This is a genomic window from Modestobacter marinus (genome assembly GCF_011758655.1).
Classification (GTDB): Bacteria; Actinomycetota; Actinomycetes; order Mycobacteriales; family Geodermatophilaceae; genus Modestobacter; species Modestobacter marinus.
Genome location: NZ_JAAMPA010000001.1, coordinates 2,403,244 through 2,427,536 on the forward strand (window position 1 = coordinate 2,403,244; position 24,293 = coordinate 2,427,536).

At 75.3% G+C, this 24,293-nt stretch carries 30 protein-coding genes; 13 read left to right on the forward strand and 17 right to left on the reverse strand.

Going from position 1 to position 24,293, the window contains the following annotated elements:
* Positions 1-56: 56 nt before the first annotated feature.
* Both FB380_RS11415 and FB380_RS11420 read left to right on the forward strand, forming a co-directional pair.
* On the forward strand, positions 57-1,445 hold the full coding sequence (locus tag FB380_RS11415; RefSeq protein ID WP_166755142.1) for an FGGY family carbohydrate kinase: 1,389 nt from the start codon (positions 57-59) through the stop codon (positions 1,443-1,445).
* Positions 1,446-1,543: 98 nt separating this feature from the next.
* Positions 1,544-1,735 carry a hypothetical protein gene (locus tag FB380_RS11420; protein WP_166755143.1) on the forward strand — a complete coding sequence of 64 codons (192 nt, stop codon included), beginning with the start codon at positions 1,544-1,546 and terminating at the stop codon, positions 1,733-1,735.
* 25 nt (positions 1,736-1,760) lie between these two features.
* Here the strand turns inward: FB380_RS11420 and hisN are convergent, their stop codons facing one another.
* The gene (gene hisN / locus FB380_RS11425; RefSeq protein WP_166755144.1) at positions 1,761-2,564 is read right to left on the reverse strand and encodes a histidinol-phosphatase; all 804 of its coding nucleotides are present in this window, start codon (positions 2,562-2,564) and stop codon (positions 1,761-1,763) included.
* A gap of 121 nt (positions 2,565-2,685) precedes the next feature.
* Positions 2,686-2,868 (reverse strand): DUF2795 domain-containing protein, encoded by a 183-nt coding sequence (locus FB380_RS11430; RefSeq protein ID WP_166755145.1) that lies wholly within the window; start codon positions 2,866-2,868, stop codon positions 2,686-2,688.
* Positions 2,869-2,921: 53 nt separating this feature from the next.
* On the opposite strand from FB380_RS11430, the gene FB380_RS11435 reads away from it, so the two are divergent.
* Positions 2,922-3,458, forward strand: coding sequence for a DUF2087 domain-containing protein (locus FB380_RS11435; protein WP_166755146.1), 537 nt, complete (start codon positions 2,922-2,924; stop codon positions 3,456-3,458).
* A 2-nt stretch (positions 3,459-3,460) separates the two neighbouring features.
* On the forward strand, positions 3,461-4,192 hold the full coding sequence (locus FB380_RS11440) for a peptidase E (protein ID WP_229682105.1): 732 nt from the start codon (positions 3,461-3,463) through the stop codon (positions 4,190-4,192).
* Between the two features lie 94 nt (positions 4,193-4,286).
* Here FB380_RS11440 and rsgA read toward each other — a convergent pair whose 3' ends face one another.
* The 3 genes from rsgA to FB380_RS11455 all read right to left on the reverse strand — a co-directional run bounded on the left by rsgA (position 4,287) and on the right by FB380_RS11455 (position 8,156).
* Positions 4,287-5,291: a ribosome small subunit-dependent GTPase A gene (gene rsgA / locus FB380_RS11445; RefSeq protein WP_208382823.1), complete on the reverse strand. Its 1,005-nt coding sequence runs from the start codon at positions 5,289-5,291 to the stop codon at positions 4,287-4,289.
* 8 nt (positions 5,292-5,299) lie between these two features.
* Positions 5,300-6,580 carry a 3-phosphoshikimate 1-carboxyvinyltransferase gene (aroA, locus tag FB380_RS11450; RefSeq protein WP_166755148.1) on the reverse strand — a complete coding sequence of 427 codons (1,281 nt, stop codon included), beginning with the start codon at positions 6,578-6,580 and terminating at the stop codon, positions 5,300-5,302.
* 106 nt (positions 6,581-6,686) lie between these two features.
* Complete coding sequence (locus FB380_RS11455; protein ID WP_166755149.1) at positions 6,687-8,156, reverse strand: NAD-dependent succinate-semialdehyde dehydrogenase; 1,470 nt, start codon at positions 8,154-8,156, stop codon at positions 6,687-6,689.
* Between the two features lie 143 nt (positions 8,157-8,299).
* Between FB380_RS11455 and FB380_RS11460 the strand changes: the two genes are divergently transcribed.
* Together FB380_RS11460 and FB380_RS11465 are read left to right on the forward strand one after the other, a co-directional pair.
* On the forward strand, positions 8,300-9,046 hold the full coding sequence (locus FB380_RS11460) for an SOS response-associated peptidase (protein WP_166755150.1): 747 nt from the start codon (positions 8,300-8,302) through the stop codon (positions 9,044-9,046).
* A gap of 19 nt (positions 9,047-9,065) precedes the next feature.
* The gene (locus FB380_RS11465) at positions 9,066-10,613 is read left to right on the forward strand and encodes a fused MFS/spermidine synthase (protein WP_166755151.1); all 1,548 of its coding nucleotides are present in this window, start codon (positions 9,066-9,068) and stop codon (positions 10,611-10,613) included.
* A gap of 11 nt (positions 10,614-10,624) precedes the next feature.
* Here FB380_RS11465 and ybaK read toward each other — a convergent pair whose 3' ends face one another.
* Positions 10,625-11,104, reverse strand: coding sequence for a Cys-tRNA(Pro) deacylase (gene ybaK, locus FB380_RS11470; protein ID WP_229682104.1), 480 nt, complete (start codon positions 11,102-11,104; stop codon positions 10,625-10,627).
* A 259-nt stretch (positions 11,105-11,363) separates the two neighbouring features.
* Here ybaK and FB380_RS11475 point away from each other — a divergent pair, with 259 nt between their 5' ends.
* Positions 11,364-12,041 carry a sigma-70 family RNA polymerase sigma factor gene (locus FB380_RS11475; protein ID WP_308423038.1) on the forward strand — a complete coding sequence of 226 codons (678 nt, stop codon included), beginning with the start codon at positions 11,364-11,366 and terminating at the stop codon, positions 12,039-12,041.
* The gene (gene rsrA, locus FB380_RS11480; protein ID WP_166755154.1) at positions 12,038-12,424 is read left to right on the forward strand and encodes a mycothiol system anti-sigma-R factor; all 387 of its coding nucleotides are present in this window, start codon (positions 12,038-12,040) and stop codon (positions 12,422-12,424) included. The genes FB380_RS11475 and rsrA overlap by 4 nt, the downstream gene beginning before the upstream one ends.
* 78 nt (positions 12,425-12,502) lie before the next feature.
* Here the strand turns inward: rsrA and FB380_RS26230 are convergent, their stop codons facing one another.
* On the reverse strand, positions 12,503-12,577 hold the full coding sequence (locus tag FB380_RS26230) for a 50S ribosomal protein bL37 (RefSeq protein WP_014742531.1): 75 nt from the start codon (positions 12,575-12,577) through the stop codon (positions 12,503-12,505).
* 209 nt (positions 12,578-12,786) lie between these two features.
* On the opposite strand from FB380_RS26230, the gene FB380_RS11485 reads away from it, so the two are divergent.
* Both FB380_RS11485 and FB380_RS25985 read left to right on the forward strand, forming a co-directional pair.
* On the forward strand, positions 12,787-13,839 hold the full coding sequence (locus tag FB380_RS11485; protein WP_166755155.1) for a biotin carboxylase N-terminal domain-containing protein: 1,053 nt from the start codon (positions 12,787-12,789) through the stop codon (positions 13,837-13,839).
* A 100-nt stretch (positions 13,840-13,939) separates the two neighbouring features.
* A complete protein-coding gene (locus FB380_RS25985) occupies positions 13,940-14,164 on the forward strand; it encodes a biotin/lipoyl-binding carrier protein (protein WP_166755156.1) in 225 nt (74 codons plus the stop codon).
* Between the two features lie 29 nt (positions 14,165-14,193).
* Here FB380_RS25985 and FB380_RS24700 read toward each other — a convergent pair whose 3' ends face one another.
* Complete coding sequence (locus FB380_RS24700; protein ID WP_166755157.1) at positions 14,194-14,691, reverse strand: GNAT family N-acetyltransferase; 498 nt, start codon at positions 14,689-14,691, stop codon at positions 14,194-14,196.
* 87 nt (positions 14,692-14,778) lie between these two features.
* On the opposite strand from FB380_RS24700, the gene FB380_RS11500 reads away from it, so the two are divergent.
* Entirely contained in the window at positions 14,779-16,260 is a 1,482-nt protein-coding gene (locus tag FB380_RS11500; protein ID WP_166755158.1) for a sensor histidine kinase, read from the forward strand.
* A gap of 84 nt (positions 16,261-16,344) precedes the next feature.
* Here FB380_RS11500 and FB380_RS11505 read toward each other — a convergent pair whose 3' ends face one another.
* On the reverse strand, positions 16,345-16,596 hold the full coding sequence (locus tag FB380_RS11505; RefSeq protein ID WP_036340246.1) for a WhiB family transcriptional regulator: 252 nt from the start codon (positions 16,594-16,596) through the stop codon (positions 16,345-16,347).
* A 313-nt stretch (positions 16,597-16,909) separates the two neighbouring features.
* Positions 16,910-17,890 carry a diacylglycerol/lipid kinase family protein gene (locus tag FB380_RS11510; protein ID WP_166755159.1) on the reverse strand — a complete coding sequence of 327 codons (981 nt, stop codon included), beginning with the start codon at positions 17,888-17,890 and terminating at the stop codon, positions 16,910-16,912.
* Between the two features lie 89 nt (positions 17,891-17,979).
* On the opposite strand from FB380_RS11510, the gene FB380_RS11515 reads away from it, so the two are divergent.
* Entirely contained in the window at positions 17,980-18,462 is a 483-nt protein-coding gene (locus FB380_RS11515) for a hypothetical protein (protein ID WP_166755160.1), read from the forward strand.
* Positions 18,463-18,530: 68 nt separating this feature from the next.
* Here the strand turns inward: FB380_RS11515 and FB380_RS11520 are convergent, their stop codons facing one another.
* The 6 genes from FB380_RS11520 to sodN all read right to left on the reverse strand — a co-directional run bounded on the left by FB380_RS11520 (position 18,531) and on the right by sodN (position 23,127).
* Entirely contained in the window at positions 18,531-19,313 is a 783-nt protein-coding gene (locus FB380_RS11520) for an HAD-IIA family hydrolase (RefSeq protein WP_229682103.1), read from the reverse strand.
* 25 nt (positions 19,314-19,338) lie between these two features.
* Positions 19,339-19,824 carry a GNAT family N-acetyltransferase gene (locus FB380_RS11525; RefSeq protein ID WP_229682102.1) on the reverse strand — a complete coding sequence of 162 codons (486 nt, stop codon included), beginning with the start codon at positions 19,822-19,824 and terminating at the stop codon, positions 19,339-19,341.
* Positions 19,825-19,826: 2 nt separating this feature from the next.
* Positions 19,827-20,624, reverse strand: coding sequence for a CDP-diacylglycerol--serine O-phosphatidyltransferase (pssA, locus tag FB380_RS11530; protein WP_166755161.1), 798 nt, complete (start codon positions 20,622-20,624; stop codon positions 19,827-19,829).
* A gap of 11 nt (positions 20,625-20,635) precedes the next feature.
* Complete coding sequence (locus FB380_RS11535; RefSeq protein WP_166755162.1) at positions 20,636-21,301, reverse strand: phosphatidylserine decarboxylase; 666 nt, start codon at positions 21,299-21,301, stop codon at positions 20,636-20,638.
* Between the two features lie 65 nt (positions 21,302-21,366).
* A complete protein-coding gene (locus FB380_RS11540) occupies positions 21,367-22,599 on the reverse strand; it encodes a PP2C family protein-serine/threonine phosphatase (RefSeq protein WP_166755163.1) in 1,233 nt (410 codons plus the stop codon).
* A gap of 123 nt (positions 22,600-22,722) precedes the next feature.
* The gene (gene sodN, locus FB380_RS11545) at positions 22,723-23,127 is read right to left on the reverse strand and encodes a superoxide dismutase, Ni (RefSeq protein WP_166755164.1); all 405 of its coding nucleotides are present in this window, start codon (positions 23,125-23,127) and stop codon (positions 22,723-22,725) included.
* Positions 23,128-23,177: 50 nt separating this feature from the next.
* On the opposite strand from sodN, the gene FB380_RS11550 reads away from it, so the two are divergent.
* On the forward strand, positions 23,178-23,555 hold the full coding sequence (locus tag FB380_RS11550) for a S26 family signal peptidase (protein ID WP_229682101.1): 378 nt from the start codon (positions 23,178-23,180) through the stop codon (positions 23,553-23,555).
* Between the two features lie 21 nt (positions 23,556-23,576).
* On the opposite strand, the gene FB380_RS11555 is transcribed toward FB380_RS11550, so the two are convergent.
* Positions 23,577-24,281 (reverse strand): metal-dependent hydrolase, encoded by a 705-nt coding sequence (locus FB380_RS11555; RefSeq protein WP_166755166.1) that lies wholly within the window; start codon positions 24,279-24,281, stop codon positions 23,577-23,579.
* Between the last annotated feature and the right edge of the window lie 12 nt (positions 24,282-24,293).

Below are 24,293 nucleotides of genomic sequence, written 5' to 3' on the forward strand. Positions count from 1 at the left end.
CGGGGTCGGGGCCAGGATCGGGGGCGTGAGGCAGCCGCAGCGGTGGTGAGCACCCCATGACGCTCGTGCTCGGCGCCGACCTCGGCACCAGCGGCCTCAAGCTCGCTGCGTTCGACCTCGGCGGGTCGGTGGTCGCGGAGAGCGAGGTCGCCTACGCGGTGGAGCGTCCCCGGCCCGGCTGGGCACAGACGGAGGTCGCCGTCTGGCGGCGTGCGCTGGACGACGCCCTGGCCGCGGTGGCCGGGGCGCTGGGGGACCGGCCGGTGGCGGCGCTCGGGTTCTCCGGCCAGATGCACGGCGCCGTGCTGGTGGACCGCTCGGGCGCCGCGCTCGCCCCGGCGCTGCTGTGGCCCGACCAGCGTGCGGCCGGGGAGCTGTCGCGCTGGCGCGGGCTCCCCGGGGCCGACCGCGCCGCGCTGGCGAACCCGCTGGCCGCCGGGATGACCGGGCCGCTGCTGGCCTGGCTCGGCGAGCACCAGCCGGAGCTGGTGGCCCGGGCGGCGACCGTGCTGCTGCCGAAGGACGCCGTCCGGGCCGCCCTGGTCCTCGGCACCGACCCGGCCGTCACCGATCGCAGCGACGCCTCGGCGACCCTGCTGTGGGACGTGCCCGGGAACCGCTGGTCGACCGCGGCCACCGCTGCCGCCGGGGTCGACCCCGGCCTGCTCCCGGCCGTCCTGCCGGGATGGACCGTCGTCGGCGAGGCGCCCGTGCTGGGCCGGGACGTGCCGGTGGTGGTCGGTGGCGCCGACACCCCGCTCGCGCTCCTGGCCGCCGGCACCCGCACCGGCGTCCAGGTGAACCTCGGCTCGGGGGCGCAGGTGATCCGGCCCGGGGTGGATCCGCAGCCGGCCACCGACCCCGTCGTCCACTGCTACGCCGACGCCGTGGACGGCTGGTACGGCATGGCCGCCCTGCAGAACGCGGGGACGGCGTGGGCCTGGGTGCAGCAGGTGCTGGGCCTGGACTGGCCGGAGTTCGCCGCGAGCCTCACCACCACCCGGCCGGGGGCGGGCGGGGTGGTGTTCTGCCCGTTCCTGACCGGGGAGCGCGGCGGCGTCGCCGGCCCGGCCGACCGCGGCGGCTGGACGGGGCTGTCGGCCGACACCACCCGGGCGGACCTCGCCCGCGCGGCCCTGGAGGGCGTGGCGTGCGCCGTGGCGGCGGCGCTGGACCTGCTCGGGCCGGGGGACGGCGGGCCGGTCGTGCTGACCGGCGGGGGAGCGCGGGACGCCGGGGTGCAGCAGCTGCTCGCCGACGTGCTCGCCCGGCCGGTCCAGCACGTGCAGGTCCGGAGCGCGTCGGCGGCCGGCGCCGCCCTGCTCGCCGCGCGCGGGGTGGGCCTGGACCTGGTGCCCGTGCGGTCGGCCGGACCGGTCGTCGAGCCCGGGCGGGCCGCGGAGTCCCGTGTCGTCCGCGAACGCTGGGCCGCGGCGCGGGCCTGAGGCCGGCTCGTCGCGCGGAACGTCAGGGCTGCTGGCACCGTTGGTGCCGATGAGCGACCCCGACCGGGGACGCAGCAGAGCAAGGGGGTGGGCGCACCATGGCGTCGCTGATGAACAAGGTCATGCAGTTCGCGAACAGCCCGAAGGGCAAGCAGGTCATCCGTCAGGCGACGGAGAAGGCCCAGCAGCTGGCCAGCGACCCGAAGAACCGGGCGAAGATCGACGACGTGCGCCGCCGGCTGCAGGGCGGCCGCGGCGGCTCCGGCACGGGGCCGGGCACCACTCGCTGACCAGCTCGACCCACGCCGACGGCGCTCACTCCCCCCGGGGGGCGAGCGCCGTCAGCACGTCGGGGTGCAGGACGCCGTTGCTGGCCACGGCGCTGCCCCCGGCCGGCCCGGCGTTGCCGGCCAGGTCGCTGAAGGCGCCGCCGGCCTCGCGCACGATGACGTCGAGGGCGGCCAGGTCCCACAGGGAGACCTCGGGCTCGCAGGCGACGTCGACGGCGCCCTCGGCGACCATCATGTAGCTCCAGAAGTCGCCGTAGGCCCGGGTGCGCCACACCGAGCGGGTGAGGTCGAGGAACGGCTCCAGCCGGCCCTGCTCCTCCCAGCCGGAGAGGCTGGAGTAGGACAGGCTCGCGTCGGCGAGCGCGCCCACCTGGGAGACCGTGCAGCGGGTGGCGTTCTCCAGCCGGCGCCCGGTCCAGGCACCGGTGCCGGCCGCGGCCCACCACCGCCGGTTCAGCGCGGGCGCGGAGACCAGCCCGACCACCGGGAGGTCACCGTCGAGCAGGGCGACCAGGGTCGCCCAGACGGGCACACCGCGGACGAAGTTCTTCGTGCCGTCGATCGGGTCGATGACCCAGCGTCGGTCGCCGCGGCCGGTGCTGCCGAACTCCTCACCGAGCACGGCGTCCCGGGTGCGGGCGCGGGCCAGCGTGCTGCGCAGCTGCTCCTCGACCGCGTGGTCGGCGTCGGTGACGGGCGTGAGGTCGGGCTTGGTCTCCACCCGGAGGTCCTGCGCCCGGAAGCGGTCCAGGCTGATCGCATCGGCCTGGTCGGCCAGTACGTGCGCCAGGCGCATGTCCTCGTTGTATCCCCGCTGGCCAGCCGTCATGGCCAGAACCTAGCGGGCGGGGCCGGTGCGGCCCCGCCCACCGGCGGCGACGTGCTGGAGCGGCCCCCTCCCAGGGGCCCGCCCTGAGCTCGCGAAGGGTGGGGGGAGAGGGGGTCCTCCCTCAGTTGAAGACGGCCTTGCTGACCGCCGCCGGGGTGTCGTACTCCTGGTCGTCGATGCCCTTCAGGGCGTCGAGGACCTCCTCGCTGCCTCCCTGGGACTCCGCGTGCTTCACCACGTCGTCCTTCTTCGCCGGGTAGTCCATGCCGGACAGGGCCTTCTGGATGTCGATCGGGCTCACCATGGGCCGTCGGGTACCCGCCACCTGCGCCGGCGATGCACGGATACCGTCGGGGTGTGGAGGCCGGGACGATCGTCGGGTTGTTGGCCGATCCGGTGCGGCTGAAGGTCGTGGCCGCCCTCGCCCTCGGCGCGGGCACCCTCACCGACGTCGCCGAGGCATCGGGGCTGCCGCTGAAGGACGTCGCGCTGGCCGCCCGGCGGCTGTCCCGGGCCGGGCTGGTGGACCGCGACGGTCACGCGCTCGTGCTGCACGCCGACCGCTTCGGCGAGGCGGCCCGGGCGGCGGCCGCCACCGCTCCGCCCGCACCTCAGCTGTCCGCCGACCCGGGGCAGGACGCCGTGCTGCGCGCCTTCGTCCGGGACGGCAGGCTGATCTCCGTCCCGGCGCAGCACAGCAAGCGCCGGGTCGTGCTCGAGCACCTGGTGCACGTGTTCGAACCCGGGGTCCGCTACCCGGAGCGGGAGGTCAACGCACTGCTGGCCGCCTGGCACCCCGATGTGGCCGCGCTCCGCCGATACCTGGTGGACGAGGCGCTGCTGACCCGGGAGTCGGGGGTCTACTGGCGCAGCGGCGGTTACGTGGAGGTGTGACGGTGCGACGGCAGGTGTTCGCGTTCTCGGGTGTGATCGAGCCGCGGCCGGGGGAGCGGGGCAACCGCCCGCTCCTGGAGCACGTGCTGGCGCTGGGCGCCGCCCGTCGCACCACCGGGGGACCGGTGCGGCTCTGCTACATGCCGACCGCGGTGGGCGACGACCCGGCGGCGGTCTCGGCGTACCAGCGGGTGTTCGGCGGCCGGGACGACGTCGTCCTCAGCGTGCTGCGGTTGTTCCCGCAGCCCAGCGTCCCCGACGTGGGCAGCCACCTGCTCACCCAGGACGTCGTGCTCGTCGAGGGCGGCAGCGTGGTGAACCTGATGGCGGTCTGGCGGGCGCACGGCCTGCCGGCGGTGCTGCGCCAGTGCTGGGAGGCCGGGGTGGTGCTCGCCGGCCCGAGCGCCGGCAGCCTGTGCTGGCACGTGGGCGGGCCCACCGACTCGTGGTCCGACCGGCTCGACCCGTTCACCGAGGGCCTGGGGCTGCTGCCGTACAGCAACGGCGTGCACGACGACCTGACCGACCAGCCGCGCCGGCAGACCTACCGCCGGCTGGTCGCCGCCGGGACGCTGCCGGCCGGCTACGCGACCGAGGACGGCGTCGGGCTGCACTACGTGGGCGTCGAGCTGGCCGAGGCGGTGACGGTGCGGCCGGGCGCGCGGGCGTGGCGGGTCGACCCCGACGGTGGTGGCGGCTGGACCGAGCGCGCGATCACCCCGCGGGAGATCTAGTCCGCGAGATCCCCTCCCGCTCGCCCTCGGCCCCGCGGCCCCGTCCCGAGGCTCGTCCCGAGCTCGCGAGGGATGAGGAGGACGGGGTCCTCCCTCAGTGGCCGGGGGTGAGCTGGCCGACGGCGGCGATCAGCCGGCGGAAGCTGGCCAGCCGTTCCCGGCCGGCGGGCGGGCCCTCGGCGGCCCAGGCGTCCAGGGCGCACTCCGGGTCCTCGGCGGTGTGCCCGCAGCCCGGCGGGCAGTCGACGGCTGCCTCGGCGAGGTCGTCGAAGGCGGCCAGCACGTCCTGCGCGGTGACGTGGGCCAGGCCCAGCGAGCGGATGCCGGGGGTGTCGATCACGGTGCCGCCGCCGGGGAGGTCCAGCAGCACCGCCGAGGACGACGTGTGCCGGCCCTTGCCGATCTTGCTGACGTCGCCGGTGGCCCGGAACGCGTCGGGCACCAGCCGGTTCACCAGGGTCGACTTGCCCACCCCGGACTGGCCGACGAGCACGCTCATCCGCCCGGTCAGCCGCTCCAGCAGCTCGTCCAGCGACGCCTCCCGCGACATCGGCACCGCCTCGACCTCCAGCCCGGCGTAGCGGTCCAGCAGCGGCTGGGGGCTGGCCAGGTCGGTCTTGGTCAGGCACAGCAGCGGCTGCAGCCCGCCGGCGTAGGCGGCGACCAGGCAGCGGTCCAGGAAGCCGAGGGCGGGGTCGGGGTCGACCACGGAGGTGACCACGACGAGCAGGTCGGCGTTGGCCACCACGATCCGCTCGGTGGGGTCGGTGTCGTCGGCGGTGCGGCGCAGCGAGGTGACCCGGTCGGCGATGGTCACGATCCGGGCCAGGCTGTCGGTGCGCCCGGAGGTGTCGCCCACCAGCCGCACCCGGTCACCGACGACGACGCCGTGCTTGCCCAGCTCGCGGGCGCGCATCGCGGTGACGTCGACCGGTGCGCCCTCGGGCCCCTCGACCCGCACGGTCATCCGGCCGCGGTCCACCGCGATGACCAGCCCGGGCACCGCCTCCTCGTGCGTGGGGCGGGTGCGGGTGCGGGGACGGGAGCCGTGCCGCGAGGCCCGGACGCGGACGTCGTCCTCGTCGGAGCGGCTGTCCATCCTCCGGCTCATGCGGGCACCCCGGCGTCCTCGCCGAGCAGGCCGGCCCAGCGTTCCCGGAAGTCCGGCAGCGTCTTGGTCACCGCGGCCGGGTCGGTCACCTCGACGCCGTCGACCGCGAGGCCCAGCACCGCCGCGGCGTGCACCATCCGGTGGTCGGCGTAGGAGTCGACCCGCGCTGCCCGGCGCGGCCCCGGGGTGATGACCAGCCCGTCGGGCAGCTGCTCGACCCGGGCGCCGACGGCGCTGAGCACCTCGTCCAGCGCCTGCAGCCGGTCGGTCTCGTGGCCGCGCAGGTGGGCGATGCCGGTGAGCCGGGAGGGCCCGTCGGCCAGGGCGCAGAGTGCGGCGAGCACCGGGGTCAGCTCACCCACCTCGCCCAGGTCGGCGTCGAGGGGGGTGATCCGCTCCCGCCCGGTCACCTGCAGGCCCGCGGGCGTGCGGGCCACCTCGGCCCCCATCGCGGTGAACAGCCGGTCGAGCTGGGCGCCGGGCTGCGTGGTGTCGGTCGGCCAGTCGCGCACGGTCACCCGGCCGCCGGTGACGAGTGCCGCGGCCAGGAACGGGGCGGCGTTGGACAGGTCGGGCTCGACGACGCGGTCCAGCGCCGCGATCGGGCCCGGGGCGACGCGCCACCCGCCGTCGGTCCGGCTCACCTGCACCCCGTGCTCGGCGAGGGTCCGGACGGTCATCTCCACGTGCGGCAGGGACGGCAGGCCGCCGGCGAGGGTCAGCTCGATCCCGTCGTCGAAGCGCGCCGCGGCCAGCAGCAGCCCGGACACGACCTGGCTGGACTCGCTGGCGTCGACGGTGACCGCGCCGCCGCGCACCGCCCCGGTGCCGTGCACGGTGAACGGGGCCCGGCCGCGGCCGTCGTCATCGACCCGGACGCCGAGGTCGCGCAGGCCGGCGATCAGCCCGGCGTTGGGCCGGTCCCGGAGCCGGGCGTCGCCGTCGAGCCGGACCGGCCCGGTCGCCAGCGCGGCGACCGGGGGCAGGAAGCGGAGCACCGTGCCGGCCAGCCCGGCGTCCACCTCGGCCGGCCCGCGCAGCGGCCCGGGCGTGACCAGCCAGTCCGCGCCGTCGGGGACGACGCCGACCCCGAGCGCCCGCAGCCCGGCGGCCATCAGGTCGGTGTCCCGGGCGCGGAGCGGGCGCACGAGCCGGCTCGGCCCGTCGGCGATCGCGGCCAGCACGAGGGCGCGGGCGGTGATCGACTTGGAGCCCGGGAGGGTCACCACGGCGTCCACCGGGGTGCGGCGGGCAGGCGTCGTCCAGACCTCGGTCATGCCGCTCATCCTGCCCTGCCGACCCGCCCGGCCGGTCTCCTGGCGAGGACCCCCGGGCTCCGGACGCCGCCGTGACGGCGCCCGGAGCGCGGGGTCACCTCCCGCGTCAGCCGCCGACGTGCTGGGCCGGCGCCGCCTGCTTCTTCGGCGGCATCGTGCGCACCAGTCGGCGGTTGGCGAACTCGAACATGCCCAGCTCGGACAGCTCGCGGCCGTAGCCGGACCGCTTCACCCCGCCGAAGGGCAGCTCGGCGGAGGAGCCCGACGGCTGGTTGATCCAGACCATCCCGGACTCCAGCCGGTCGGCCACCTCGCGGGCCCGCTCGGTGTCCCCGCTGTAGACGGCGGCCGACAGCCCGAAGTCGCTGTCGTTGGCCAGGGCGACGGCCTCGTCGGCGTCCTTGACCCGGTAGACGACGGCCGCGGGGCCGAACAGCTCCTCGTGGTAGGCCCGCATCTCCGGGGTGACGTCGGCCAGCAGGGTCGCCTCGACGAAGGCGCCGTCGTGCTCGGGGCGCTTGCCGCCGGCCAGCACCGTGGCCCCCTTGTCCACGGCGTCCTGGATCTGCGCGGCCAGGTCCTGCGCGGCCCGCTCGGTGGACAGCGGGCCCAGCGTCGTCGCCGGGTCGGCCGGGTCGCCGGGGGTGAAGCTGCCGAATGCCTGCTGCAGGCCGGCGACGACGTCGTCGTAGACCTCGTCGAGCACGATGATCCGCTTGGCCGCGATGCAGGCCTGGCCGGTGTTGGCCATCCGGGCCATGGTCGCGGCCTTCACGGTGCGGCCCAGGTCGGGGGCGTCGAGCACGATGAACGGGTCGCTGCCACCGAGCTCCAGCACCGACTTCTTCAGGTGCTTGCCGGCCAGCTGCGCCACGCTCGCCCCGGCCCGCTCGCTGCCGGTCAGCGTCACGCCCTGCACCCGCCGGTCGGCGATGACCTGCTCGACGTCGGCGATCCGCAGGAACAGGTTGGTGTAGACGCCCTCGGGGGCCCCGGCGTCGCGGAACAGCTGCTCCAGCGCCAGCGCGCACTGCGGGTTGTTCTCCGCGTGCTTGAGCAGGATCGTGTTGCCCAGGGTCAGGTTCGGGCCGGCGACCCGCACCACCTGGTACAGCGGGTAGTTCCACGGCTCGATCGCCAGCAGGACGCCGATCGGCTCGTTGACCACCTCGGCCTCGCCGCCGCCCATCACGTCGATCGGCTTCGGCTCGGTGAACCGCGGGCCGTTGGTGGCGTAGTACTCGAGGATGCTCGCGGCCAGCTGCACCTCGCCGGCGGCCTCCTGGATCCGCTTGCCCATCTCCCGGGTGATCAGGGCGGCGAACTCGTCCTGCCGCTCGCGCATCAGCTCGGCGGCCCGGCCGACGACGGCGGCGCGCTCGGCCACCGACCGGCGGCGCCAGTCGCCGAAGGCGGCGTGGGCCCGCTCGACCACGCCGTCGATGGCGTCGGTCTCCAGGAAGGGGAACTCCTTCTCCGTCTCCCCGGTGTAGGGGTTCACCGTCGCGTACGGGCGTGCGCCCGCGTCGCCGGCGGTCTTCGGCTGCTCTGTCGAGGGAGCCTGGGTGGTCGTCACGTGATGTGCCCTCCGTCGTGCTTCGTCGCGGTGCGTCGGGTCTGTGCCCCCCGTCCTACCCCTCCCGGCCCGGGTGACGCACGGCGGGTCGTCGGTGGGCGCACCTACGCTCGGGGACGTCGTCGTCCCGGGAGGAGCCCGTCATGTGTGGTCGGTACGCCGCCAGCCGCCGTCCGGAGGACCTGGCGCTGGAGTTCGAGGCCGTCCCGGTCGAGGGTCAGGCGCCCCTGCCGGCCGACCACAACGTCGCCCCCACCAAGGACGTGTACGTGGTGCGGCACAAGAAGGAGCGGGACGCCGAGGGCGCGCTCACCGGCGGCGGGCACCGGGAGCTCCGGGCCGTGCGCTGGGGCCTGGTGCCCTCCTGGGCCAAGGACGTCTCGGTCGGCAACCGGATGCTCAACGCCCGGGTCGAGTCGCTGGCCGAGAAGCCCGCCTTCCGCACCGCGGCGGCGAGCCGGCGCTGCCTGGTCCCGGCCGACGGCTGGTACGAGTGGGCGCCCCGGCAGGACCGCCCCGGCAAGCAGCCGTTCTACGTGACCCCGCAGGACGGCTCCGGGCTCGCCTTCGCCGGGCTCTGGGAGGTGTGGGGCCGGGGCGAGGACCGGCTGTACACCTGCACCGTGGTCACCGCCCCGGCGGTCGGTGCGCTCACCGAGGTGCACCCCCGGATGCCGCTGGTGCTGCCGCCCGACCGCTGGGCGGAGTGGCTGGACCCGGCCCGCGAGGACGTCACCGAGCTGGCCGGCCCGACGCCGCCGGAGTACGTCGAGCGGCTGGAGATCCGTCCGGTCGGCCCGGCCGTGGGCAACGTGGCCAACAACGGCCCGCAGCTGACCGCGCGGGTGGAGTCGGTCAGCGAGCCCGCCGACCAGCCCGCCCTCTTCTGACCGTCCCCCGATCCCCGAGGTGAGCCCGCTGGACCCGCACCCCACCATCGCGTCGACCGACCCGGAGCCCGCCTCCGCCCGGGCGCTGCCCGACTGGATCGCCGCCGGGGTGACCTTCCTGTCCTCCGGGGCGGTGCTGGTGCTGGAGGTCGTCGGGCTGCGCCTCATCGCGCCCTACGTCGGCATCACCCTGCAGACCAGCACCGCGATCATCGGGTTCGCGCTGGCCGCGATCGCGATCGGCGCCTGGGCCGGGGGCGCCACCGCCGACCGCACCGACCCGCGGCGGCTGATCGCGCCGCTGATGGTCGCCGGTGGCGCCCTGATCGTCGCCGTGCTCCCGCTGGTGCGGTTCGCCGGCGAGCTGCTGTCCGGCGCCGCGGCCGGGAACGTGCTGCTGCTGGCCGCGGTCGCGGTCGTCGTCCCGGCCGCCCTGCTGTCCGCCGTCCCGCCGATGGTGGTGGCGCTGCAGCTGGGGAGCCTGTCCCAGACCGGCTCGGTGGTCGGCCGGCTGTCGGGCATCGGCACCATCGGGGGCATCGTGGCGACCTTCGCCACCGGCTTCCTGCTGGTCGCGGTGCTGCCCAGCAGCGTGATCCTGGTCGGCACCGGGTTGCTCGTCGTCCTGGTCGGGGTGGCGCTGGCCGTGCTGCTTCGCCGCCGCACCCCCGGGGTGACCGGCCGGCTCCCGGTGGGCCTGCTCGCCCTGGCCGTCGCCGCCCCGGTGCTGGCCGCGGTCGCGCCGACGCCCTGCGAGCGGGAGACCGCCTACCACTGCGCCCGGGTGGTCGCCGACCCCGCGCGGGACACCGGCCGGGTGCTGGTGCTGGACACCCTGCGGCACTCCTACGTCGACCTCGCCGACCCGACGTACCTGGAGTTCGAGTACGTCCAGGCCATCGCCTCGGTCACCGACGCGCTGGCCCCGGCCGGCGAACCGCTGTCGGCGCTGCACCTCGGCGGCGGCGGGCTGACCCTGCCGCGCTACCTGGCCGACGTGCGGCCGGGCACCGTCAGCCGGGTGCTGGAGGTCGACCCCGGCGTCGTCGCGGTCGACGAGCAGGAGCTCGGGCTGGAGACCTCCGACGAGCTGGAGGTGCGGGTCGGCGACGCCCGCGTCGGGCTCGAGGCGGAGGCCGCCGGCGAGCGGGACCTCGTCGTCGGTGACGCCTTCGGCGGGCTGTCGGTGCCGTGGCAGCTGACCACCGTGGAGGCGCTGCGCCTGGTCGACGACGCGCTGGCCGAGGACGGCGTCTACGCGGTCAACCTGATCGACCACCCGCCGCTGTCCTTCGTCCGGGCGGAGCTCGCGACCGTGCAGCAGGTCTTCGACCACGTGCTGCTGCTGGCCCGGGCGCCCGTGCTGTCCGGGGAGGCCGGCGGGAACGTCGTCGCGGTCGCCTCGCAGCGCCCCCTGCCGTCGGCGGAGATCGCCGCCGCACTGGCCGAGCGGGGGCTGGCCTGGCAGGTGGCCGAGGGCGACGAGCTCGACCGCTTCATCGGGGACGCCGGCGTCCTCACCGACGACTTCGCGCCGGTCGACCAGCTGCTCACCCCGTACGGCTGACCCGGCGGCGGTCAGCCGCGGGCGATCGGTGCGGTGCGCGCCCGGGTCAGCCGCACCAGGTCCGCCGGCGACAGCTCCACCTGCAGCCCGCGCCGGCCCGCGCTGACCAGCACGGTCGGGAAGGCCAGGGCGCTGTCGTCCACCACGGTCGGCAGCGCCTTGCGCTGACCCAGCGGGCTGATCCCGCCGCGCACGTAGCCGCTGCTCCGCTCGGCGTCGGCCGGGTCGGCCATCGCGGCCTTCCGCCCGCCCGCGGCGGTCGCCAGCGCCTTGAGGTTCAGCTGTCCGCTGACCGGCACGACGGCGACGGTGAGCGCGCCGTCGACCCGGGTGACGAGGGTCTTGAACACCTGCGCGGGGTCGGCACCCAGGGCGGCCACCGCCACCTCGCCGTAGCCGTGCCCGTCCGCGCCGTCGGCCGGGTCGTACTCGTGCAGGGAGTAGGGGGCCCGCGCCTGGTCCAGGGTCCGCACCGCCGGTGTCGCCGCCACGGCGCAGCAGCCTAGGGCGACGCCCACCGGGTCGGGGAGTGATCGCCCGACGACCACCCCGGCGGGGAATCGACCCCGGGGGCGTGCCGTTGCACCGACCGTGAGCAGCACAGTCCCGGGCGCCCCGACGCGCATCGCGCGCGGTTCCGCGTCCGTCCGCCGTCCCCCCGGCCGCCCAGGCCGCACCCGGCTAGGATCGAGCGACGTGGTCGTCCGTTCCCGGGCGCCGCAGAGAGGACGGTCGGTGCCCGAGGAGCCCGTGAGCGACAGCCCCGTCGTCGAGCCGGGGAAGCCCGAGGAGACCCCGGAGGCGCGCGCCGACGGCAGTCGTGCCGAGCTCGCCGAGACCCGGGCCCAGCGTGACGCCCGCTTCGAGCGGGACGCGCTGCCCTACCTGGACCAGCTCTACCCGGCGGCGCTGCGGATGACCCGCAACCCCGCCGACGCCGAGGACCTGGTGCAGGAGACGTTCGTCAAGGCGTACTCCGCCTTCCACCAGTTCGCCGAGGGCACCAACCTCAAGGCGTGGCTGTACCGGATCCTGACGAACACCTACATCAACAGCTACCGCAAGAAGCAGCGGCAGCCGCAGCAGTACCCCACCGAGCAGGTGCAGGACTGGCAGCTCTACGCGGCCGAGGAGCACACCTCCAGCGGCCTGCGCTCCGCGGAGATCGAGGCGCTGGACCACCTGCCCGACTCCGACATCAAGGAGGCGCTGCAGCAGCTGCCGGAGGACTTCCGGCTCGCGGTCTACCTCGCCGACGTCGAGGGGTTCGCGTACAAGGAGATCGCCGAGATCATGGGCACGCCCATCGGCACGGTGATGTCCCGCCTGCACCGCGGTCGCCGCGGTCTGCAGAAGCTGCTGGCCGACTACGCCCGGGAACGCGGTTTCGTCCGGGCCGGAGCTGCTGAGGAGGCGACCCGCTCATGAGCAACGACGCTCACGGCGGCGAGGGCCACGGCGCGGAGATCGCCTCCTGCGACGACGTGCTCTCCCACGTCTTCGAGTTCCTCGACCACGAGACCGACGACGCCCGGCGCGCCGTCATCGCCGAGCACCTCGAGGACTGCTCGCCCTGCCTGCGCCAGTTCGGCATCGAGCAGGAGTTCAAGGCGCTGGTCCGCCGGCGCTGCGGCGGTGACCCCACGCCGATCGGCCTGCGCGACCGGATCAAGGTGCAGCTGACCACCGTCTCCTTCGAGGAGGACGGCACCCAGGTGCGCGTGGAGAAGACCAGCATCGAGACGAGCGTCGAGACGACGAGCATCGGGACCGGCGGCGCCGAGCTGCCCGGGGAGCGCCCCACCGCCTGACGGCGGTGGAGCGCTGCCCGGCCCCTTGCCGGGACCCACCGCGAGCGTGCGAGTGGTGGGGGGCACGGGGGTCCTTCGTCAGGCGTTGGGGCGCTTGCCGTGGTTGGCGCCGCTCTTCTTGCGGGCGCGCCGCTTGCGTCCACGCTTGGACATCGCTGCCCCTCCTCTCTGTGCTCCACCCGGGCGGCAGGCCCGGCTGCTGATCGGTCCCGGTGCAGGATGCAGGGCACCCCGGCACCGGCCAAGCTGACCCTGCAAGGCTCTCACGGGTGGGCCGGGCACCGTGCGCTGGTGCGCGGTCGGGCAAGCGGTGGCAGGAGCCACCGGCAGGACGTCGGCGCGGCCGGGAGGAGGAGGACGACGTGGTCCAGGCAGTCGACAGCGTGCTCGTGGCCGGGCGGGGGCCGATGGCCTGCGCGGTGATCCGGGCGTGCGGTCGGCTGGGCGTGAAGGCCGTCGCGGTGTACTCGGAGGCCGAACGCGACGCCCGGCACGTGCGGATGGCCGACGAGTCCGTGCTGCTGGGGCCCGCCCCGGCAGCCGAGTCCTACCTGGACGTCCGCCGGCTGGTCGAGGCCGCCCGCCGGACCCGGGTGGAGGCCGTGCTGCCCGTCCCGCCGGCCCTCGCCGGGAACGCACGGCTGGCCGCCGCTGTGGCCGACGCCGGGCTGGGCTGGATCGGGCCGGACGCCGGGGTGCTCGAGCGCCTCGGCGGTGACGGCGTCGAGCCGGCCAGCGAGCGTGGCTTCCTGGCCTGGGTGAGCGCCGAGGGGCTGCACCACGTCACCCCGGTGCTGCGGGACCGCGCCGGCGGCACCCCCCGGGTCTCCTGGACGCCGCCCGACGGACTGGGGTCGCTGCCTGCCGCCGCCCGGCGGCTCCCCGAGCTGGGCTGGCGCGGGCTGGTCACGGTGGGCATCGACCCGGGCGGGGAGCTGGCCGAGGTCGCGGCGGGCTTCTCCCTAGACATCGCGGTGCTGGAGCGGGCCCACGGGGTGGATGCCGTCGCGCTCGCGCTGGGCAGGGCCTCCAGCGCCCCGGCGGACCCGCTCCCGGGCGCCGCCGAGGGGCCCCCGTACGCCGGGCTGGCCGTCCAGCTGCGGTCGACCCTGCCGCCGGGCACCGCGGGCCGGGTCACCGGCCGGCTGCCCGACCTCCCGGTCCCCGACCGGGGGGCAGCCGGGGACGTCGAGCTGGTCGCGGTGAGCGGCTACGACGCGGGTGACCGCCTCGACGGCTGGTACGACGCGCTGCTGGCCACGGTGAGCACCGCCGCCCCCGATGCGGCCAGCGCTGCGCGGGCGGCGACGGAGCTCCTCACCGGCCTGCCCGACACCGGCGTCCCGCACGACGGCGCCGCTGTCTGCGGCGTGCTGCACCGCATCGCCGGTGCGCTCGTCCCCGACTGCAGCTGATCGGCGCTCGGCGCGGTGCGGTGCCGGTCCCCGCGCGTGCTTTCATGAGCACACCCTCGGTTCGGACGGGTCGGGGCAGGTCAGAGGACAGGGGGCGCCGGTGGCGGTCGAGGAGATCCACGCCGAGATGGTCTCCAGCGTGTGGAAGGTGCTCGTGGCCCCCGGTGCGGAGGTCGCCGCCGGTGACACGCTGGTCATCCTCGAGTCGATGAAGATGGAGATCCCGGTGCTCAGCGAGCGCGCCGGCACGGTCGGCGAGCTGCACGTCGTCGAGGGGGAGGTCCTCCAGGAGGGCGACCTGATCGCCACCGTCGTCCCGGCGTAGCGACCGCCGTCCGGGAGGCGGCGGGTCCCTCAGCCGAGGTCGAGGACGTACACGCGGAGGTCGACGCCGGGCACCGGCGACCAGTCCCGCTCCGGCAGCCGGGTGAACCCGAACCGGGCGTAGAGCCGGTGCGCCGCGGTCATCCGCTCGCCCGTGGACAGCACCATCCGGCGCTTGCCGGCCGCCCGGGCCCGGTCCAGGCAGGCGCACACCAGCGCGGCCCCGATGCCCTGGCCGCGCGCGCCGGCGTCCACCGCCAGCATCCGGAACGCCGCCTCGTCCGCGGACTCGACCACCTCCCCGAAGTCGCCGGTCAGCACCAGCGCCACGCTGCCGACGACGCGTCCGTCGCGGTCGCGGGCCACGAGGAGCTCCGCCCGGTCCGCCCGCCCCGCCACGTCGGCCAGCTGGGGCAGGTACTCCGCCGGGGCGAGCTCCTCGGCGGCGTAGGCGGCCACGGTGAGCTCGGCGATCCGGGCGTGGTCCGCGGGCCCGGCCGGGCCGACGCGGGGTGCGGGGGAGGCCACGCGAGCAGGGTAGACAGCGGACCCCGTCACACTCGTGCTCTCGCAGGCTCGGGTGGGCCCCGGACGGGGCCGTAGGCTCACCGGACGATGAGCAGCCTGTCCGAACGTCTCACCCGCGGCTCGGCGAGCCCCTCCCAGGTCGACCACGCGCGCCGGCTCGTGGCCGACTGGCAGCTGCTGGCCGACCTCGCCTTCGCCGACCTCACGCTGTGGGTCCCGCTGCACACCGGTGCCTGGTGGTGCGTGGCCCAGGTGCGGCCGCTGACGGCGCCCACCAGCCAGCCGGAGGACCTGGTGGGCAGCGAGGCCACCGGCCTCGACGCCGAGCCGCTGCTGCGCGCGCAGCGGGAGGGGCGGCCGATCACCGAGGGCGAGCCCGACTGGTCGGGCACGAGCCCCCGCCGGCGGGAGGTCATCCCCGTCCGGCACGACGGGGCGGTGGTCGCGGTGCTGGCCAAGGACACCAACCTGGCGGCCACCCGGTCGCCGTCGACCTTGGAGGTCACCTACCTCGACATCGCCGCCGACCTCTCGCTGATGGTGGCGGCCGGCACGTTCCCGCCGCGGATGCTGGACGACGCGGAGATGAGCCCGCGGGTGGGCGACGGGCTGGTCCGGCTGGACGGCACCGGGCGCGCGGTCTACGCCAGCCCGAACGCCCTGTCGGCCTACCGGCGGATGGGCGTGACCGGGGACGTCGTCGGCTCCGACCTCGGCGAGGTGACCCGGCAGGTGTCGGGCGACCGGGTGGCCGGTGAGGCCGTGGCCGCGAGCATCGCCGCGGCGGTCGCCGGCCGGTTCCCCGAGCCGATGGACGTGGAGAACGACGCGGCCACCATGCTGGTGCGGGCGCTGCCCCTGCAGGCCCCCGGCGGGGAGGAGGGCGCGCTGGTGCTGGTCCGCGACGTCACCGACGTGCGCCGCCGGGACCGCGCGCTGATGACCAAGGACGCCACCATCCGGGAGATCCACCACCGGGTGAAGAACAACCTGCAGACCGTGGCCGCGCTGCTGCGGTTGCAGGCCCGTCGGATGACCGAGCCGGCGGCCCGGGCGGCGCTGGAGGAGTCGGTCCGCCGGGTGGCCTCGATCGCGGTGGTCCACGAGACGCTGGCCGGCAGCCGGGACGACGTCGTGGAGGTCGACGACGTGCTCGACCAGGTGCTGCCGATGCTCGGTGACGTGACCTCGGTGGGGCCCGCCGCCCGGATCAACCGCGACGGCGCGATCGGGGAGCTGCCCGCGGCCTGCGCCACGCCGTTGGTGATGGCGGTGACGGAGCTGCTGCACAACGCGGCCGAGCACGCGTTCGACGACGGCGAGCCGGGGACGATCGTGCTCGCTGCCGAGCGCACCGGTGACGACCTGGTCGTGCGGGTCCGCGACGACGGGCGCGGGCTGCCGCCGGGCTTCGACCCGGCGGCCAGCACCGGGCTGGGTCTGCAGATCGTGCGGACGCTGGTGACCAGCGAGCTGCACGGGACGCTGGAGATGGGGCCGCCGGCGGACGGCGGCCCGGGGACCGAGGCGGTGCTCAGCCTGCCGGGCGCCGGGCGCCCCCGCCGGTGAACGCAGCAGAGCCCGCCCCCGGAGGGAGCGGGCTCTGCTGCGCGGCCCCGCCCTGCGCATGCGCAGGGCGAGAGGCGGCGGGTGCTAGGCGGTGCGGACCCGGGTGCGCGCGGTGCGACGCTTCAGGGCACGGCGCTCGTCCTCGGACAGCCCGCCCCAGACCCCGGAGTCCTGACCGGAGCTCAGCGCCCAGTCCAGGCAGGACTCGACGACCGGGCACCGGCCGCACACAGCCTTGGCCTGCTCGATCTGGACGACTGCCGGGCCCGTCGTCCCGATCGGGAAGAAGAGCTCCGGGTCCTCGTCCCGGCAGAGCGCGCGGTGGCGCCAGTCCATGGCGGTGTACTCCTCGATCTCGTCAGGGTGTCCGGTCGTCGGTCCGGGGACCGCCCCCGCAGGTCCGTGCGCTGGTGTCAGCGCGGGGAACGACGACCGCCTGCTGTGTTACCAGCAGGTTGCTTGCTTGTGATGCTTTCACGAGTCGACGCACTGTCAAGCAGTTCGCCGGGCGTCAGCGGGGCTCGTGAGCAACCTCACCACGCCCTGCGGGGCCTCGCCACTCCTGCCTACCCCACCGGGCGCGTCCCCGCACCACCCGGAGGGGTCCGGCGCCGAGCGCTCCGTCACACGAGGACGGACGGCGCACCGGTCACACGACGACGCGCAGCGCGTCCGGGACCGACCGGACGCGGAGCCCGGTCGTGGTGCCCAGGTGGTCGCCGTCCAGCTGCCACCCCTGCGGGCGGGTCGACGTCAGGGTCAGTTCCCCGAGGTCGTGCCAGCGGTGCACCCCGCGGCCGCGGGCGTCCGGCCGGGCGGCCATGGTCTGGCGCACGTGGTGCAGCATCCGCACCACGCCGACCCGCCCCATCGCGAAGACGTCCAGGCCGGTGTCGAAGGACGCCTCGGGGCTCGGGTCGATGGGCCGCGCCCCCAGGTAGGTCCAGGGGCTGACGTTGGAGACCAGGGCGAGGAACAGCCCGTCGACGGGGGCCTCGCCGGACGCCTCGAGGGTGATCGGTGGACGGCGCCGGTCCCGGCCGAGCAGGAAGGCGTTGACGCCGGCACCGATGTAGAGGCTGCCGGTGGACCGCCGTCCCCGGGCGCGCTGGGCCTCGACCCGTGAGATGACGTCGGCGTCGAAGCCCATGCCCGCGGCGAAGACGAACCAGCGGGGGGTGGTCCAGCCCTCCGCCGTCCCCTGCTCGCCGGTGCGGGCCTCGTCAGTGCGGGCCTGGGCGGTGCCGAGGGAGACCAGGCGGGTGCGCCCGGCGCGCAGCGAGTCGAGGATCTCCCCGGTCGCCTCCACCGGGTCGCGCGAACGGCCGAGCGCGCGGGCGAAGACGTTGGTGGAGCCGCCCGGCACGACGGCCAGCATCGGCACGTCGGGGCCGGGGCCGGCCGTGAGCAGCCCGTTGGCCGCCTCGTTGACCGTGCCGTCGCCGCCGAGGGTCACGACGAGGTCGATGCCGTCCGCGGTGGCCTGGGCGGCGAGCTCCCGGGCATGACCGCGGTGGGCGGTCTCGGCCAGCTCGAGGTCCAGCTCGCTGGACAGCGCCCGGACCAGCACGTCGCGGACCTTGCGGGTGGTGGTCGTGGCCGCCGGGTTCGCCACCAGCAGCGCACGCATGCCGCCCAACATATCCAGCGCCTCCGGGCCGGCCGTGCGGCACGTCCGGTGCGGCGGCTCGCGCGGGAGCCGCGGGTAACCTCGGCGGCGTGTCAGGTCAGGACGGGCAGACCCCGGACCGCCGTCGGCCGCGGGCCGAGGGCCTGCTCGGTGGGGCGGCGCAGCCGACCGCGCCGCGCCGCGCGCGGTCGCGCCAGGAGGCGCCGACCGCCGTCCGCCGGGCCGCCCTGGTGGTGGCCGTGGAGGCGCTCGCGCTGACCGTCCTCGCCGTCGTGCTGCTGGTCCTGACGCTGACCGGCTCCCCGGACAGCGTGGGGCGCGCGCTGGCCGAGGTGGTCTACGTCGGGCTGGGCGCCGGGCTGCTCGCCGCCGCCGCGGTCGGGCTGTGGCGGGTGTCCGGCTGGGCCCGTGGCCCGGTCATCGTGCTGCAGATCCTGCTGGGCCTGCTCGCGTACAACGCCGCCTTCCCGGCGCAGCAGCCGCTGCTGGGCCTGCCGGTGCTGGCACTCGTCGCGGCCGAGCTCTACCTGCTGGCCACCCCCGAGGCGCGGCTGGCCTTCCTCGACCGTTAGGCCCCCTCGCAGGGGCCCGCCGCGAGTGGGAGGACCCTCTCCCGGGGCGGGGGGCGAGGGGTCCTCCGTCAGATCAGCTCGATGACCTCGGCGATCGAGGGCAGCACCCGGCTGGGCCGGAAGGGGAAGCGGCTGACGTCCTCGGCGCGGGTCGAGCCGGTCAGCACCAGGATGGTGTCCAGCCCGGCCTCGATGCCGGCGACGACGTCGGTGTCCATCCGGTCACCGATCATCGTGGTCGACTCCGAGTGCGCCTCGATCCGGTTCATCGCGCTGCGGAACATCATCGGGTTGGGCTTGCCGACGAAGTAGGGCTCGGCCCCGGTGGCCTTGGTGATCATCGCCGCGACCGAGCCGGTGGCGGGCAGCGGGCCCTCGGGGGAGGGGCCGGTGACGTCGGGGTTGGTGGCGATGAACCGGGCGCCGGCGCCGACCAGCCGGACCGCCTGGGTGATCGCCTCGAACGAGTAGGTGCGGGTCTCCCCGAGGACGACGTAGTCCGGGTCGGTGTCGGTCATCGTGTAGCCCGCCTCGTGCAGCGCCGTGGTCAGGCCCGCCTCGCCGATGACGTAGGCCGAGCCGCCGGGCAGCTGGGAGGCCAGGAAGTCCGCCGTGGCCAGCGCCGAGGTCCAGATCGCGTGCTCGGGCACGTCCAGGCCGCTGCGGGCCAGCCGGGCGGACAGGTCGCGCGGGGTGAAGATCGAGTTGTTGGTCAGCACCAGGAAACGGCGGTCACGCTCGACCAGCCGGGCGAGGAAGTCGGCCGCGCCGGGCAGGGCCCTCCCCTCGTGCACCAGCACGCCGTCCATGTCGGTCAGCCAGCACTCGGACTCGCCGCGTTCGGTGGTCACACCGTTCTCCTGTCGGTCGGGTGGGTCAGCGGCGGTCGGCCGCGAACCGGGTCAAGGCGTCATCGGTGAGCCGGAAGACCGTCCACCCGTCCATCGGCACCGCACCGGCTGCTCTGTAGAACTCGATGGACGGGGTGTTCCAGTCGAGGACGGACCACTCCAGCCGGGCGAAGCCGCGCGTGACGCACTCGTCGGCCAGCGTCCGGAGCAGCTCGCGGCCCAGCCCGGTGCCGCGGTGGGCGGGGGAGACGTAGAGGTCCTCGAGGTACAGCCCGTGGGTGCCGCGCCAGGTCGAGAAGTTGAGGAACCACAGGGCGAAGCCGGCGATCTCGGCACCCTCCCCCTCCCCGGCGAGGGCGACGTGACCGAACAGCGCCGGGGACTCCCCGAACAGCGCGGCGTGCAGCTGCTCGGCGGTCATCCCGGCCTCGTGCTCGGACTCCTCGTAGGCGGCGAGCTCGCGGACCAGCCGCAGCACCGTCGGGACGTCGTCGGGGCGGACCCGGCGCACGCTCAGGACAGCACCTCCTTGATCCGTGCCGGGACCAGCCGGCCCAGCGGGGTCAGCACCGGCATCACCAGCGGGGAGAACAGGTAGCTGTAGGCGACCACGAGGCAGGTGACGGTCGGGACGGTGAGCAGGCCGACGACGACCAGGACGACGGCGACGACCAGTCCGTAGGGCTTGCCGCTCTTCGGGCTGACCAGGGACCGGAACGAGCGGTAGCGGACGTTGCTGATCATCAGCAGCCCGGGCACGACGACCACCAGCAGCACCCACAGCCGGTCGCGGCCCTGCATCAGGTCGGCGAACGCGAACACGCTGGCCAGCACCACCCCGGCCGCGCCGGGGCTGGGCAGGCCGGTGAAGAACCGCTTGTCCGCCGTCGGGTCGATCGTGGTGTTGAAGCGGGCGAGCCGGATGGCGGCGCAGGCCACCCAGAGGAAGCAGACCACCCAGCCGAGGGCGTCGAGGGAGTCCCGGCCGTCGGAGAACAGGGCGAAGGCCAGCAGGGCCGGGGCCAGGCCGAAGGAGACCAGGTCGGCCAGCGAGTCGAACTGCAGGCCGAAGGGTGAGACGGCGCCGACGAGCCGGGCGACCGCACCGTCGGCGATGTCGAAGACGACCGAGAGCGCGATCAGCAGGCAGGCCAGCCGGTACTCGCCGCGGAAGGCGACCAGGATGGCGCCGAAGCCGCACATCATGTTGGCCAGCGTGAACAGGCTGGGCAGCCACGAGCGAGCCCGCCGCCGGCCGCCGCGCACCGAACCACGGACGAACTCGACGGTGGTGGTGCGCCTCCCGGGCATCCGCCGGCTCCTCAGCTGGGGGAGGACCAGCGGGCGATGACGGTCTCGCCGCCCCGCACCCGCTGCCCCTTCGTGACGGTGACGGTGCACTCGGGCGGCAGGAAGACGTCCATCCGGGACCCGAACTTCATCAGCCCGATCCGGTCGCCGGTGGCGACCTCCTGCCCGGGCACCACGCGGGTGACGATCCGCCGGGCGAGCACGCCGACGATCTGCCGGAAGACGACCGTGCGGTCGCCGTCGCGGACCCACAGCTCGCTGCGCTCGTTGCGGTGCGCGCTCTCCGCGCGGTAGGCGGCCAGGAAGCTGCCCGGGGTGTACGTGGAGGAGGTGACCCGGCCGCCGTAGGGCGCGCGGTTCACGTGCACGTCGACGACGGACAGGAAGACGCTGACCTGCTGCCAGTCGCCCTCGGGCGCCACGCCCGGCTGCGCCTCACCGGCGACCATGACGACGCCGTCGGCCGGGGAGAGCACGTCGTCGGGGGAGGGCGGGACCGAGTCGCACTGCCGGTCGGGGTCACGGAAGAACAGGGCCATGTACGCCGACAGGGCGAGGAGGGGCCACGCCAGAAGGCGGGCCCCACGGAGACCGCTGCCCCGCCCCAGGGCGGTGGACACCGCCGCAGAGGCCAGGGGAACGGCGAGGAAGGGCCAGCCGGCCCGGTCGATGCGCATCGCAGACCGAGGTTACCGGGACCGGGACCGAACGCCTGCCGACGGCGGTGTCGCGGCGGGCGGCCTCACCGGGAGGCGAGCCGTGGGCTGGCCCCGGTGCGGCTGTCGCGCTCGCGCGGCGGGCCGCCGTACCAGTCGAGGCAGACGACGGAGGCGTCGTCCCGCAGGACGCCACCGGTGGCGCGCAGCACCGCCTGCCCGAGCTCGTGCACGACCTCCCGGGGGTGCATCGAGGCCGTGGCGGCCAGCGCCGCTGCGACGTCGAGGGAGGCGGCGTTGCGCTCCTGCATCCCGTCGGTCACGAAGACGACGCGGTCGCCGGGCTCCAGCGGGAAGCGCTGCAGGCGGTACCCGGTGCCGGCCTCGACGCCGAACGGGAGGTCGATGGCCAGCTCGACCTCCTCCACCCGGCCGTCGCGGAGCCGCAGCGGGAAGGGGTGGCCGGCGTTCACGATCTGCGCCTCGAGGGTGTGCAGGTCCACGCGCATGACCTGGCCGGTGACGAACTCCCCGGCCGCCGAGTGCGTGGCGACGGCGTCGTTGGCGTTGCGCGTCTGGTCATCGAGGCCCAGCCCGCGGCGCCGCTCGTTGCGCAGGCTGCCCACCAGCAGCGTGGCCAGCAGGGCGGCGCCGACCTCGTGCCCGACCGCGTCGGTGATCGAGACCTGGAGCGAGTCCCGGTCCAGTGCGTAGTCGAAGGTGTCCCCGCCCACGGTCGCGGCCGGCTCCAGCCACCCGGCGAGGGTGAACTGCCCGGCCTCGCAGGTGAAGGCGCTGGGCAGCAACCGGCGCTGGATCTCCGCGGCCAGCGAGAAGGGCGTGGTGCGCTGGCCCCACTCGAAGAGGTCGGTGTGCCGCCGGTTGGCGATGATCACGTAGGCGAGGGCGTGGCCGGCCGCGGCGATGTCGGCCAGCTGCTGTTCGTCGGGCGGCTCGGGCAGCACCAGCTCCAGCACGCCGAGGGCGTCGCCCCGGTCGGTGACCGGGACGATCACGCAGGTCCCGTCGTCGCTGCGCTGCACCACCGCCTGCTGGGTGCGCAGGACCTCTTCGTGGACCGTGCCCTCCAGCCGGAGGGTCTCCGCGTGCTCGACGCCCTGGACGCGGGCACCGTCCGGCGCGCGGGTCGCCGTCCCGAGGCGGACCAGGGCGTGCCCGCTGAAGTCCGCGATCAGGAAGGACACCTCGGTCGCGCCGGACAGGGTGGCCAGCTCGTCGGCGACGGCGGTCACGGCGTCGATCGGCGCGGCTGCCTCCACGCGTTCGAGCAGGGCGCGCAGGTCGAAGTAGGACGTCACGGGTGCGCTGGTCTCCTGGGTAGGGGGAGCTGCCACCCAGGACCGGCGGCAGGTACGACACTGCCGGGCCACCCTCGCGGATGACCCGGCAGTACGGCCCCGTCCGCTGGACGGGGACCTCGGTCAGGCAGCGGCCTTGGTCTCCCAGAAGATCTTGTCGATCTCGGCGATGTAGTCGAGCAGCTTCTGGCCCTCGGCGGGGTCCATGCTGCCCTTGCCGCCGGCGGCGCCGGCCTGCTTGGTCGCCTTGTTGAACAGCTCGTGCAGCTGCGGGTACTTCTCGAAGTGCGGGGGCTTGAAGTAGTCGGTCCACAGCACCCACAGGTGGTGCTTGACCAGCTCGGCCCGCTGCTCCTTGATCAGGATGGCGCGGGTCCGGAAGACCGGGTCCTCGTTGCCCTGGTACTTCTCCTGGATGGCCTTGACCGACTCCGCCTCGATGCGGGCCTGGGCCGGGTCGTAGACGCCGCAGGGGAGGTCGCAGTGTGCGGTGGCCTCCACGGCGGAGAACATGCGGAACAGACGCATGGGTGTGCCTCCGGGTTCGTGGGGATGGGTCTTCTGCGACCCTACCCGCGGTGATCACCGAGAACACGTCGAGCAGCGACGGCCCGGGCGGCGTCCCCGGGCTGCCGACCCGTTGGGTGCTGGCCCGGGTCGCCGGGCCGTCGATGTCGCCGACCGTGCGGCACGGGGACCGGCTGCTGGTCCGCCGGCTGCCGCCCGGGGCGGTGGTGCCGGCCGGCACGGTCGTGCTCGCCCGGTTCCCCGCGCGGCCGGAGCTGCTGGTGGTCAAGCGGGTCCGCCGCGCCGTGCCCGGCGGGCACTGGGTGGAGGGGGACAACCCGCTGGTCACCGACGACTCCCGGGCCTTCGGGACGGCGGTCGTCGTCGGCCGGGTGGTGGCCCGGCTGCGGCCGCGCCCGGGGCGGCTGCCGGCTCCGCCGCCGGTCTGACCCGGTGGTGGGCGGGCCCGGTCAGCCCAGCCGGTCCAGCAGCGGGTCGACCAGGTCCCGCGCCCCGGTGTTGACGTAGAGCAGGACGACGGTCGCCACCAGGAACAGCGGCACCAGCACCGCCTTCTCCACGACCGCGCCGGTGCGCAGGTGCACCGGCGCGAGCCGGCTGCGCCGGGCCAGCCAGAAGACCGGGACCGGCACGCCCTCCTTGGTCAGCCAGTCGCCGGCGATGTGGGTCAGGGTCCCGAGGGCGACGGCCAGCGGGAGCCACTGGGGGGCCGGGCTGTGGGCCAGCAGCAGCCACGCGCCGCCCCAGGAGAGGACGAGGTTGCCGATCACGGTGTTCTCCGCGCGGCCGGGGATGACGACGTGCAGCGCCCGCAGGGCCAGCCCGATCGCCAGCGCCAGCAGCAGCAGGCTCGACCAGCGGTGCCAGGTCGCCGCGGTGGCCAGCAGCCCGAAGGCCAGCGGGCCGAGGACGGCGTCGTGGGTGCCCCAGCGGTGGCCGCGGGCGATCGTGTTGACGACGCCGGAGGGCAGGTCGGTGAGCGGGCCCCACATCCCGGAGATGGTCGAACCGCGCTGGTCGAGGTCCGGGAGCATGGCGAAGCCGCCGACGGCGGAGACCCAGGCGACCTGGGCGACCGTGCCGTGCACCGGGACCCAGGGGAGGGTCGCGGCGCCGGCGGCCAGACCGGACAGGGCGTGGGAGTGACCGAGCACCTACTCAGCGTG

Coding starts and splice junctions, on each gene's coding strand:
- pssA (WP_166755161.1), bottom strand. CDS start 20,624: ATGCCCGGGAGGCGCACCACCACCGTCGAGTTCGTCCGTGGTTCGGTG.
- FB380_RS11460 (WP_166755150.1), top strand. CDS start 8,300: ATGTGTGGTCGGTACGCCGCCAGCCGCCGTCCGGAGGACCTGGCGCTG.
- FB380_RS11505 (WP_036340246.1), bottom strand. CDS start 16,596: ATGGACTGGCGCCACCGCGCGCTCTGCCGGGACGAGGACCCGGAGCTC.
- FB380_RS11420 (WP_166755143.1), top strand. CDS start 1,544: ATGGCGTCGCTGATGAACAAGGTCATGCAGTTCGCGAACAGCCCGAAG.
- FB380_RS11510 (WP_166755159.1), bottom strand. CDS start 17,890: ATGCGTGCGCTGCTGGTGGCGAACCCGGCGGCCACGACCACCACCCGC.
- hisN (WP_166755144.1), bottom strand. CDS start 2,564: ATGACGGCTGGCCAGCGGGGATACAACGAGGACATGCGCCTGGCGCAC.
- aroA (WP_166755148.1), bottom strand. CDS start 6,580: ATGACCGAGGTCTGGACGACGCCTGCCCGCCGCACCCCGGTGGACGCC.
- rsrA (WP_166755154.1), top strand. CDS start 12,038: ATGAGCAACGACGCTCACGGCGGCGAGGGCCACGGCGCGGAGATCGCC.
- rsgA (WP_208382823.1), bottom strand. CDS start 5,291: ATGGACAGCCGCTCCGACGAGGACGACGTCCGCGTCCGGGCCTCGCGG.
- FB380_RS11535 (WP_166755162.1), bottom strand. CDS start 21,301: ATGCGCATCGACCGGGCCGGCTGGCCCTTCCTCGCCGTTCCCCTGGCC.
- FB380_RS11430 (WP_166755145.1), bottom strand. CDS start 2,868: ATGGTGAGCCCGATCGACATCCAGAAGGCCCTGTCCGGCATGGACTAC.
- FB380_RS11500 (WP_166755158.1), top strand. CDS start 14,779: ATGAGCAGCCTGTCCGAACGTCTCACCCGCGGCTCGGCGAGCCCCTCC.
- FB380_RS11415 (WP_166755142.1), top strand. CDS start 57: ATGACGCTCGTGCTCGGCGCCGACCTCGGCACCAGCGGCCTCAAGCTC.
- sodN (WP_166755164.1), bottom strand. CDS start 23,127: ATGCGTCTGTTCCGCATGTTCTCCGCCGTGGAGGCCACCGCACACTGC.